Genomic DNA, 9,785 nt, shown 5'->3' on the forward strand with positions numbered 1-9,785 from the left:
CCCAGCGCACGGTGCTCAGCTTCGGGTAGCGCGCGATCTCCGACCTGATCTCGTCGAGCGGGCGCGGGTAGAGCTGCTCGACCCGGGCGATGGCGAACCGGCCCTTGTCCTCGCGCTTCTCCCGCTCGACGACCAGGTCCCAGGTCACCCTGCCCGAGCAGAGCAGCAGCGTGTCGACGGACCCGGGGTCGGCGGCGGCGTCACCGATGAGTGGCCGGAAGGTGCCGGCCGTGAAGTCGTCGGGATGCGAGGCGGCTTCCTTGCGCTTGAGCATCGACTTCGGCGTGAAGACGATGAGCGGCCGGTGCTTCTCGCCGAGCGAGTGACGACGCAGCAGGTGGAAGTACGACGCCGGCGTCGAGGGCTGGGCGACCACGAACGCGTCGTCGGCGCACAGCGTCATGAAGCGCTCGATCCGCGCCGAGGAGTGGTCCGGACCCTGGCCCTCGTAGCCGTGCGGGAGCAACAGCACGACGCCGGACTCCTGGCGCCACTTCGTCTTGCCGGAGGTGATGAACTCGTCGATCACCGTCTGCGCACCGTTGACGAAGTCGCCGAACTGGGCCTCCCACAGGACCAGCGCCTCGGGACGCGCCACGGAGTAGCCGTACTCGAAGCCGAGGGCGGCGTACTCGGAGAGCAGCGAGTCGTAGATGTAGAACTTCGCCTGGTCCTCGGTGAGCGAGGAGAGCGGGGTCCACTCGTCGGCGTTGACGCGGTCGATGATCGTGCCGAAGCGCGAGACGAAGGTGCCTCTGCGGGAGTCCTGGCCGGCCAGGCGCACGGGGCGTCCGTCCATGAGGAGCGAGCCGAAGGCGAGGATCTCGCCGGTGCCCCAGTCGATGGGGCCCTCGGTGATCGCCGTCGCGCGACGCTGCAGCTGCGGCATCACCTTGGGGTGCACGGTGAAGCCGTCGGGCGGCGTGACGTAGGCGTCGGACATCCGCTTGAGGAACTCCAGCGAGATGGCCGTCTCGGTCTCGCCCGCGGGCTTGTCCGGGTAGTCGGGGACCGTGGTCCACTCCGAGGGCTGGCTGCTGGCCTCGCGCACCTCGGTGAAGACCCGCTCCAGCTGCTGCTGGTAGTCGCGCAGGACCTGCTCGGCCTCCTCGATCGTGATGTCGCCACGACCGATGAGGGACTCGGTGTAGAGCTTGCGGACCGAGCGCTTCTGCTCGATGAGGTCATACATCAGCGGCTGGGTGTACGACGGGTCGTCGCCCTCGTTGTGACCGCGCCGGCGGTAGCAGACCAGGTCGATGACGACGTCCTTGTTGAACGCCTGGCGGTACTCGAACGCGAGACGGGCCACCCGGATGCACGCCTCGGGATCGTCACCGTTGACGTGGAAGATCGGCGCCTGGACCATCCGCGCGACGTCGGTGCAGTAGAGCGACGAGCGCGACGAGCCGGGCGAGGTGGTGAAGCCGACCTGGTTGTTGACGACCACGTGGATCGTGCCGCCGGTGCGGTAGCCGCGCAGCTGGCTCAGGTTGAGCGTCTCGGCGACGACCCCCTGGCCGGCGAACGCCGCGTCGCCGTGGACGAGCAGCGGCAGCACGGGGTAGTCGGCGCCCTTGTCGAGCACGTCCTGCTTGGCGCGCGCGATGCCCTCGAGCACGGGGTCGACAGCCTCGAGGTGCGAGGGGTTGGCTGCGACGGACACCTTGATGGTGGCGCCGGATCCGGCCACGAACTCGCCCTCGGCGCCGAGGTGGTACTTCACGTCGCCGGAGCCCTGGACCGTGCGCGGGTCGATGTTGCCCTCGAACTCACGGAAGATCTGGCTGTACTTCTTGCCCACGATGTTGGCGAGCACGTTGAGCCGCCCGCGGTGGGCCATGCCCATCGTGACCTCGTCGAGGCCGGCCTCGGCGGCCGCCTCGCAGATCTCGTCCAGGACGGGCACCGTGGTCTCGCCGCCCTCGAGGCTGAAGCGCTTCTGCCCGACGAACTTCGTCTGCAGGAACGTCTCGAAGGCCTCGGCCTGGTTGAGCTTGAGCAGGATCCGCAGCTGCTCCTCGCGGGGCGGCTTGGTGTGCGGCTGCTCGACGCGCTCCTGGATCCAGCGGCGCTGCTCGGGATCCATGATGTGCATGTACTCGATGCCCGTGGTGCGGCAGTAGGAGTCGCGCAGGATGCCGAGGATGCCGCGCAGCTTCATGAAGCGGCGACCCTCGCCCCCGAAGGAGCCGGTGGCGAACTCGCGGTCGAGGTCCCACAGGGTGAGGGCGTGCGACTCCACCTCGAGGTCGGGGTGGCTGCGCTGGCGGTACTCGAGCGGGTCGGTGTCGGCCATCATGTGGCCGCGCACGCGGTAGGCATGGATCAGCTCGAGGATGCGGGCCTGCTTGCTGATCTCGTCGTCGTGCGACGTCGAGATGTCGCTGCTCCACCGGATCGGCTCGTAGGGGATGCGCAGCGAGCGGAAGATCTCGTCGTAGAAGTCGTCCTCGCCGAGCAGCAGCTGGTGCATCCGCTTGAGGAACTCACCCGACTGCGCACCCTGGATGACGCGGTGGTCGTAGGTCGAGGTCAGCGTCATGACCTTGCTGATCGCGTTGCGGGCGATCGCCTCGGCCGAGGCGCCCTGCCACTCCGGCGGGTACTCCATGGCGCCGACGCCGATGATCGCGCCCTGGCCGGCCATCAGGCGCGGCACGGAGTGGACGGTGCCGATGCCGCCCGGGTTGGTCAGCGAGATCGAGGTGCCCTGGAAATCGGTCACCGCGAGCTTGTTGTCGCGCGCCTTGCGCACGATCTCCTCGTAGGCGGTCCAGAAGCCGGCGAAGTCCATGGACTCCGCCGCCTTGATGCTCGGGACGAGCAGCTGGCGCGAGCCGTCGGGCTTGGGCACGTCGATCGCGAGACCGAGGTTGATGTGGGCCGGGGTGATCAGGTTGGGCTTGCCCTCGCGGACCTCGAAGCCGTTGTTCATCTCCGGCATCGAGCGGACGGCCTTGACCAGCGCGTAGCCGATCAGGTGCGTGAAGGAGACCTTGCCACCGCGGGCGCGGGCGAGGTGGTTGTTGATGACCGTGCGGTTGTCCCACAGCAGCTTGACCGGGACCGAGCGCACGGACGTCGCCGTCGGGACGGTGAGGGAGGCGTCCATGTTGGCCACCGTGCGGGCGGGCGCGCCGCGCAGGACGGTGTAGGTCGGCTCGTCGCTCGCCGCAGCAGGCTCGGCGGGGCGCGTCTCCTTGGGCATCGGGTTGCTGGTGCCCTTGGCCGGCTCAGCAGCCTTGGACTCCGGGCGCGGCTTGGCGACCGGTGCTGGCTTGGCCTCGCTCTTGGCCTCGGTCTGGGCAGCGGGGGCGGCCGCCTTCTGTGCTGGCTTCTCTGCCGGCTTCGTCGTCGCCGCGGCCGGCGCCTGGCCGGCCGTCCCGTTGGCGGAGCCGTTGGTCGAGGGGCTGCCGGACCCGTTGCTGGTGAAGTAGTCGACCCACGTAGGGTCGACGCTGCCGGGATCCGAGGTGTAGCGCTCCCTCATCTCCTCGACGAGCCACTCGTTGGCTCCGAGCGAGGAGGAGGGTTGGGGGGAGCCTTCTGGAGACTGGTTGCCTGACGACTGCGGCACGACTTGCTTCGCCTCTTCCGATGAGCGCGCGGGAATGGGTGTGCCCGCAAGGCTAGACCCACTGGCCATCAAATGCCGCCCCCAGGTCAGCCTTTGAGGCAGGGTGTTACGCGATCCACGACACATCCCCGGTGCAGGTCGCGAAATGCGACACGAGAGGACGATTCGACTCCATGCACAGACCCAACGTGCGGGCCCACCGACGCCCTTCGCACCGGGCAGCCCGGACGGCCGCCGCGATCTCACTGGCGGTGCTGCTCGGCGCGTCCCTGAGCGCGTGCTCGGACGACGACGGCGAGCCCGACGCGAGCAGCCCGGAGACCTCCACGGGCGCCGGTGTCGACGCTCCTGCGCCCGTCGAGACCGTCGCGAAGGTGGGAGAGGTCGTCGGTGGGCTCAGCGGCCCACGGCGCGCGCGGCTGAAGGCGCACGTGACCGAGGTGGTCGATGCCTGGATCGACGCGGCCTACCTCGGTGACTACCCGCGCACGGACTTCGAGGACGCCTTCCCCGGCTTCAGCGACGGGGCGGCGGCGGACGCCCGCACCGACAGCGCGCTGATGAGCAACGAGCCCGTGGCGGCCGACCTCGACGAGGTCGTCGCCCTCCAGCGACGGCTGACCATCGACGCCCTCGCTCCTGGAGGTCGAGCGGTGGGTGTCACCGCCCGCGTGGTGCTGACCATGCGCCTCAGCGGCGAGGTCAACCGCAAGGAGCGGGTCAGCGGCAGCCTGTTCATGACCTATCGCGACGGGGACTGGCAGGTCTTCGGCTACGACGTGACGAGAGGACGTGCCCGATGAGGCGCACCCTGCACCGAGACCGTGCCCGACTCGGCGGGGCGCTCCGGGCCGGAGCCCTGGGCCTCGTGCTGGCCGTCGCGGCCCTGGTCGTGCCGGACTCCACCGTAGCCACCACGCAGGTCGAGCTGGTCAAGATCGAGCGCGCGCAGGGGATCGACCTCGACCCCCAGCGGGTGTGGATCCTTGCCGTCGGCTCCGACGCCCGACCGGGGGAGGACATGCTCCGCACCCGCGGCGACGCCCTCCAGCTCATCGGGATCGACACCCAGTCCGGGGCCGCCACCTCCATCGGTGTCCCGCGCGACTCCTACGTCTCGATCCCGGGCGTCGGCTCCGACCGCATCAACGCCGCGCTCTCCTACGGCGGCCCCGAGCTGCTCGGCCGCGCGGTGGGCGACCTGATCGGCATCCAGCCGGAGTACGTCTTCGTCACGCGTTTCCCGTTCTTCGAGGACATGGTCGACGACATCGGGGGCATCGAGGTGCGCAACCCCGGCTACTTCTCCGACGAGAACCTCAAGCCCAACGGCTTCGAGGCCGGCAAGATCCGCCTCGACGGCTACGGCGCCATGGCCTTCTCCCGCATCCGCAAGACGTTGCCCGGCGGCGACTTCGACCGCTCGGCCAACCAGCAGCGCGTCCTGCGAGGCATCCAGGGGGCCATCAGGGCTCGTTCCGACGAGGCCGGCTTCATGGAGAGCGGCGTCATGACGGTCATGAAGCACCTCCACACTGCCCTGCCGCCCAGCGAGCTCTTCCGCCTCGCCCAGGCCATCGCGCAGGTCGATCCCGCGAAGGTGACCGGCTGCGTCGTCCAGGGCGGGATCGGCGACATCGGCGGGGCGAGCGTGGTGCTGCCCTACGTCGACCAGGCCCGCAGCTATGGCGACCAGGCCCGCGACGACGCGGTCATCGAGCGCTGCTGATCCGAGCACACCGCGCGCTGCTCGAGCCAGCGCGGATCAGCGCGGGTCCACTTCGGTCGGAAATGCGACATCGGGGCGGCCTTGGCGGGCCGCCCCGATGTCGTCGTGCTCAGGCGCTGTGCGTCAGTTGTTGCCACCCAGGAAACGGGCGGAGACCTGCGCCAGGTCGATCTTGGTGTCGAGGTCCGTCAGCTGGATCGAGAGGCCGTTGACCTTGGTGCCGTAGAAGTTCTTCTCCTTCTCCACCAGCATCGACAGGACGCCACCGTCGAAGTTGACCGGCTGTCCGCGTCGCGGCAGGACCTCCTCGCCGTTGATCTTGATGGAGCCGAAGGTCGTGGTCACCTTGCGCTGGACCCGCTGGCCGGGCTTGGCGGCGAGCACGTCGACGCGGGAGGTGAGGCCCTCGATGACGATGTCGAGCGCGTTGGGGACGTTGAGCGTGATCTTGCCGATCGTCGCGGACGTGAAGCCCTTGCCGGCCTGGCCCTGCTGCAGACCCATGTAGGCGTACTTGATGCCGCTCACGGTGACCCCGAGCTGCTCGTGCACGAGGCTGGCGGTCGCGGTGTCGATGGTGCGGACCTTGCCGGCCGTGCCCTCGCAGGGGATGGAGGTCTGGGCGATGCCGCCGAGCGAGACCAGGTCGCCGAGGGCGCTGAGCTCGAGGGCCGACATGGTGGAGCGGAAGACGCCGGCGGTGACCGGGCGGCTGATGCGGCTGCTGGCGCGGCCGAGCTGGAGGGTGGTCTCCTCGCCGGTGGCGTCGACCAGGAGCTTCAGGGCGTAGGCCTCGGAGGACGCGAAGTTCTTGCCCACCCGGGGGTTCTCGGAGCCCAGGCTGATGGCGCCCAGACCGGGGATCGTGATGGTCCCGACCGAGCTCAGCACGTCGACCAGGGTGGCGACGGGGACGTTCACGAGCTCGAAGACCTGGTCGGCCGGCACGCCGAGCGCGTCGAAGAGCGTGTTGAGGGTGTCGGAGATCGGGTTGCCCTCGGGCAGGTCGAGGCTCAGGCCCTGGTAGCGGAAGGAGCTGTCGGACTTGAAGGCGCCCTTGCCTCCGTTGGCCTTGGCATCGAAGAACGAGTCGGCGACCGACTGCAGGCCCTGGACCTTGAGGACCGGGGTGGGCACGCCCCCGAGCTCACCGCCGAGCGCGATGTTGGCGACCGTGTTGACCGCGCGCACTCCGCTGATGCCCTTGGCGGCGTCGCGGTAGGTGTTGCTCTCGCTCGTCGACGCAGCGACCTTGATCAGGTCGTTGGCGATGGGCAGCGAGCCGATCGAGTCCTCGGCGCGGGCGACGCCGACCTTGCGCGTGCACGGCATCTGCAGGTTGGCGTCACGGAGCGTGCGGAGCTCGACGTTGTTGACGCGCACCTTGGTGCCGAAGACGCTCGCCTTGTAACCGAACTTCGTGACGGCCGGCTTGGCGGCGGTGTCGGCCGGAGCAGCGACGGCGGGAAGGGTGGTGAGGCTGGCGCTCAGCCCCGCGGCGCAGGCGGCCGCGACGGCGACGGACCTGACGATCGAACTCTTCATGCGAATACTCCTATGGGGATGGCGAGGCGAGGGCACGGCCGAGTCCGCTCTCCCCTCAACGGGGGAGGGACTCGGAGGTTATAGACACATCTAGACCAGTCGAGGAGGGTCTGTTAAGCACGCCGCTCATCATGACGGGACCTCCGACCCGCCGTCTGCGTTTTAGGGAGAGCTCGCGCCGGTCGGTAAGGTCCCGCTGCGTGCAGGTCCATTTCCGGCAGGACATCCAGGGGCTCCGAGCGGTTGCGGTGACCCTGGTGGCCCTGGACCACGCCAACATCGGCCCCTTCCGCGGCGGATTCGTCGGGGTCGACGTCTTCTTCGTCATCTCCGGCTACCTGATCACCTCGCTGCTGCTGCGCGAGGCGGACCGGACCGGCACGGTCTCCCTGTCGAGCTTCTACGCGCGACGTGCGCGCCGGATCCTGCCCGCGGCCCTGCTCGTCACGCTCGTGACGATCCTGCTGTCCGTCCTCTTCCTGGACGGCGCTCGCGCCCTGGCCGTGGGGGAGCAGGCCATCTGGGTGACCTTCTTCGCGGCCAACATCAAGTTCGCCTCCGACGAGACCGACTACTTCGCGGCCGGTGAGCCCGTCTCCCCGTTGCAGCACTACTGGTCGCTGGCGGTGGAGGAGCAGTTCTACCTGTTCTGGCCGCTGATCCTGATCGCAGCGCTGGCCCTGCTGTCGCGGCGCGTCGGCGGACCGCGCAAGGCCGCTGCGCTGGTGCTCGGTGTCGTCGTGGTCGCGTCCTTCGCGTGGTCGCTGCACCTCACCGCGACCAACCCGCTGGCGGCCTACTTCTCAACCCCCGCGCGCGCCTACGAGCTCGCGCTCGGCGCCCTCGCCGCCGCCGGTACGCCGTACCTCTCGCGGTTGCGGGGCACGGCCATGCCCTTCCTGCTGGCCCTCGCCTCGTGGGTCGGGGTCGGCCTGATCGCCTGGTCGGCGCTGGTCTTCACCGAGGGCACGCCGTTCCCCGGCTCGGCCGCGGCCGTCCCGACCATCGGCACGGCACTGCTCCTGCTCGGCGGTCTCGAGCACGTCGCGCCCTGGGGACCTCAGAGGGCGCTGTCGGTGCTACCGATGCGGGTGGTGGGGGACTGGTCCTACTCGTTCTACCTGTGGCACTGGCCGCTGATCATCGTGGCCGACTACCAGTTCGGGGAGATCTCCGGCTTCCGCGGCGGCTCCGTGCTCCTCGTGGCCCTGGCGCTCAGCGCTGCCACCTACACGTGGGTCGAGACGCCCTTCCGGACCACGAAGGTGTGGAGCGTCGGCAGGACGCGGGCGCTGCTGCTCTACCCCGCGACGGTCCTGATCGTGCTGCCGTCGGTGGCCGTCGCCAACCATGTCGTGCGCTCAGGCTCCGAGGACGGCGGCGCGGCGATCTCGCTGACCACCTACGGCCAGGACCCCTCCGACCCGCCGGCCCGCTTCGACGACGACCCCTTCGTCGCCCTGGTCGAGGCGTCGGTCCTGGCCGCGGAGAACGAGATGCCGATGCCGGGCGACCTCCAGCCCAACCCGCTCGACCTCAAGGAGAGCACCGCGTCGCTGGGCGACTGCGACTACATCGGGATCGACACGGAGGACCTCGAGCTGTGCCCGCGCGGGGACACCGACGGTGACCAGGTGATGGTCGTCCTCGGTGACTCCCACGCCCGGCAGTGGGTGCCCGCGTTGGAGGCGATCGCGGAGGACCAGGGCTACCTGCTCTACGTCCTGGTGCGTGACGGGTGCCCCTCGATCGACCAGACCCCGGTGACCACCTCGGGCGGCACCAGCGTGGGGTGCCAGGAGTTCCAGGACTGGGCCTTCGACACCATTGACGAGCTCCAGCCCGACCTCACCGTCCTGGCCACGGACGCCAACGAGCGCGGCTTCGTCGTCGACGGCGAGGTCGTCGACGACGACAAGAGCGTCGAGGCGCTCGTGGAGTCCGGGATGGAGGCCACGATCGAGCGGGTGCAGCCCTCCAGCGGTCGCACGATCCTGATCGGCGACCCCCCGATCCACAAGACCAGCCCCGTCGACTGCCTGACGCGTGACGACCCGACTCTCCTCGGCTGCCTGTCGGAGCCCACGCGACGCTCGGAGCGGATGATGCGCGCCACGAAGCGGGCTGCCGAGACCACGGGAGCCGAGTTCATCATCACCCGGCCGTGGTTCTGCGTGGAGGACAAGTGCCCCACGGTGGTCGGTCGGATGGTCACGCACCGTGACGTCGAGCACATCACCGTGGAGTACGCCACCTACCTCGCGCCGAAGCTGGCCGAGAAGATGCAGCTCGACTACAGCGGCTGAGCCGTCGCCAGCGGTGGAGAAGGTGGTACCCCCGGCAGGATTCGAACCTGCGCTTTCGCCTCCGGAGGGCGACGCTCTATCCCCTGAGCTACGGGGGCCCGGGGTGCGGGACGACCTTACAGGCGCCGGTGTCCGAGGGTGAAACCGGTTCGGAGTCCACGGTGCCCCGCCGATAGGCTGGAGCGGTGACTCCTGAGCAGCTCTCCACCGCGATCGTCGATGTCCTGACGACGCTGTCCACCACGGGTGAGGTCACCCTGCCGGACGGTGTCCCGACGACGGTCACGGTGGAGCGACCCCGCCAGAAGGGACACGGCGACTACGCGACCAACGTCGCGATGCAGCTGGGCAAGAAGGCCGGGATGAACCCCCGCGCGTTCGCCGAGCTCGTCAAGGCCGGCCTCGAGACCGTCGACGGCGTCGCCGAGGTCGAGGTGGCCGGACCCGGCTTCCTCAACATCACCGTGGCGGCCGGTGCCCAGGGCCTCGTCGCGCAGCAGGTCGTCGCCGCGGGCGCGGCGTACGGCGCCACGGATGCGTTCGCCGGCGAGAAGATCAACCTGGAGTTCGTCTCGGCCAACCCCACGGGCCCGCTGCACATCGGCGGCGTGCGGTGGGCCGCGGT

General features: G+C 69.5%; 5 protein-coding genes, 1 tRNA gene and 1 pseudogene. 4 read left to right on the plus strand and 3 right to left on the minus strand.

Going from position 1 to position 9,785, the window contains the following annotated elements; all coding sequences use genetic code 11:
• Window positions 1–3,580, minus strand: a 3,580-nt coding sequence (locus tag RMN98_RS16860) for a multifunctional oxoglutarate decarboxylase/oxoglutarate dehydrogenase thiamine pyrophosphate-binding subunit/dihydrolipoyllysine-residue succinyltransferase subunit (RefSeq protein WP_397209927.1), incomplete at its 3' end; no start/stop codon positions are given.
• A gap of 173 nt (window positions 3,581–3,753) precedes the next feature.
• Between RMN98_RS16860 and RMN98_RS16865 the strand changes: the two genes are divergently transcribed.
• On the plus strand, window positions 3,754–4,383 hold the full coding sequence (locus RMN98_RS16865; RefSeq protein ID WP_309649976.1) for a hypothetical protein: 630 nt from the start codon (window positions 3,754–3,756) through the stop codon (window positions 4,381–4,383).
• Complete coding sequence (locus RMN98_RS16870; RefSeq protein ID WP_309649977.1) at window positions 4,380–5,309, plus strand: LCP family protein; 930 nt, start codon at window positions 4,380–4,382, stop codon at window positions 5,307–5,309. Before RMN98_RS16865 ends, RMN98_RS16870 begins: the two co-directional genes overlap by 4 nt.
• A gap of 123 nt (window positions 5,310–5,432) precedes the next feature.
• Here the strand turns inward: RMN98_RS16870 and RMN98_RS16875 are convergent, their stop codons facing one another.
• On the minus strand, window positions 5,433–6,854 hold the full coding sequence (locus RMN98_RS16875; RefSeq protein WP_309649978.1) for a hypothetical protein: 1,422 nt from the start codon (window positions 6,852–6,854) through the stop codon (window positions 5,433–5,435).
• 200 nt (window positions 6,855–7,054) lie between these two features.
• Here RMN98_RS16875 and RMN98_RS16880 point away from each other — a divergent pair, with 200 nt between their 5' ends.
• The gene (locus RMN98_RS16880; RefSeq protein ID WP_309649979.1) at window positions 7,055–9,160 is read left to right on the plus strand and encodes an acyltransferase family protein; all 2,106 of its coding nucleotides are present in this window, start codon (window positions 7,055–7,057) and stop codon (window positions 9,158–9,160) included.
• Between the two features lie 23 nt (window positions 9,161–9,183).
• On the opposite strand, the gene RMN98_RS16885 is transcribed toward RMN98_RS16880, so the two are convergent.
• Window positions 9,184–9,258: transfer RNA gene (locus tag RMN98_RS16885), tRNA-Arg, on the minus strand.
• Window positions 9,259–9,345: 87 nt separating this feature from the next.
• Here RMN98_RS16885 and RMN98_RS16890 point away from each other — a divergent pair.
• A pseudogene (locus tag RMN98_RS16890) lies at window positions 9,346–9,785 on the plus strand (arginine--tRNA ligase); the annotation flags it as partial.

This window comes from Nocardioides sp., from assembly GCF_031397825.1.
Lineage (GTDB): Bacteria > Actinomycetota > Actinomycetes > Propionibacteriales > Nocardioidaceae > Nocardioides.

Bases quoted from the DNA above. Each gene is read 5' to 3' on its own strand.
- RMN98_RS16865 (WP_309649976.1), top strand. From the start codon at position 3,754: ATGCACAGACCCAACGTGCGGGCCCACCGACGCCCTTCGCACCGGGCA.
- RMN98_RS16870 (WP_309649977.1), top strand. From the start codon at position 4,380: ATGAGGCGCACCCTGCACCGAGACCGTGCCCGACTCGGCGGGGCGCTC.
- RMN98_RS16875 (WP_309649978.1), bottom strand. From the start codon at position 6,854: ATGAAGAGTTCGATCGTCAGGTCCGTCGCCGTCGCGGCCGCCTGCGCC.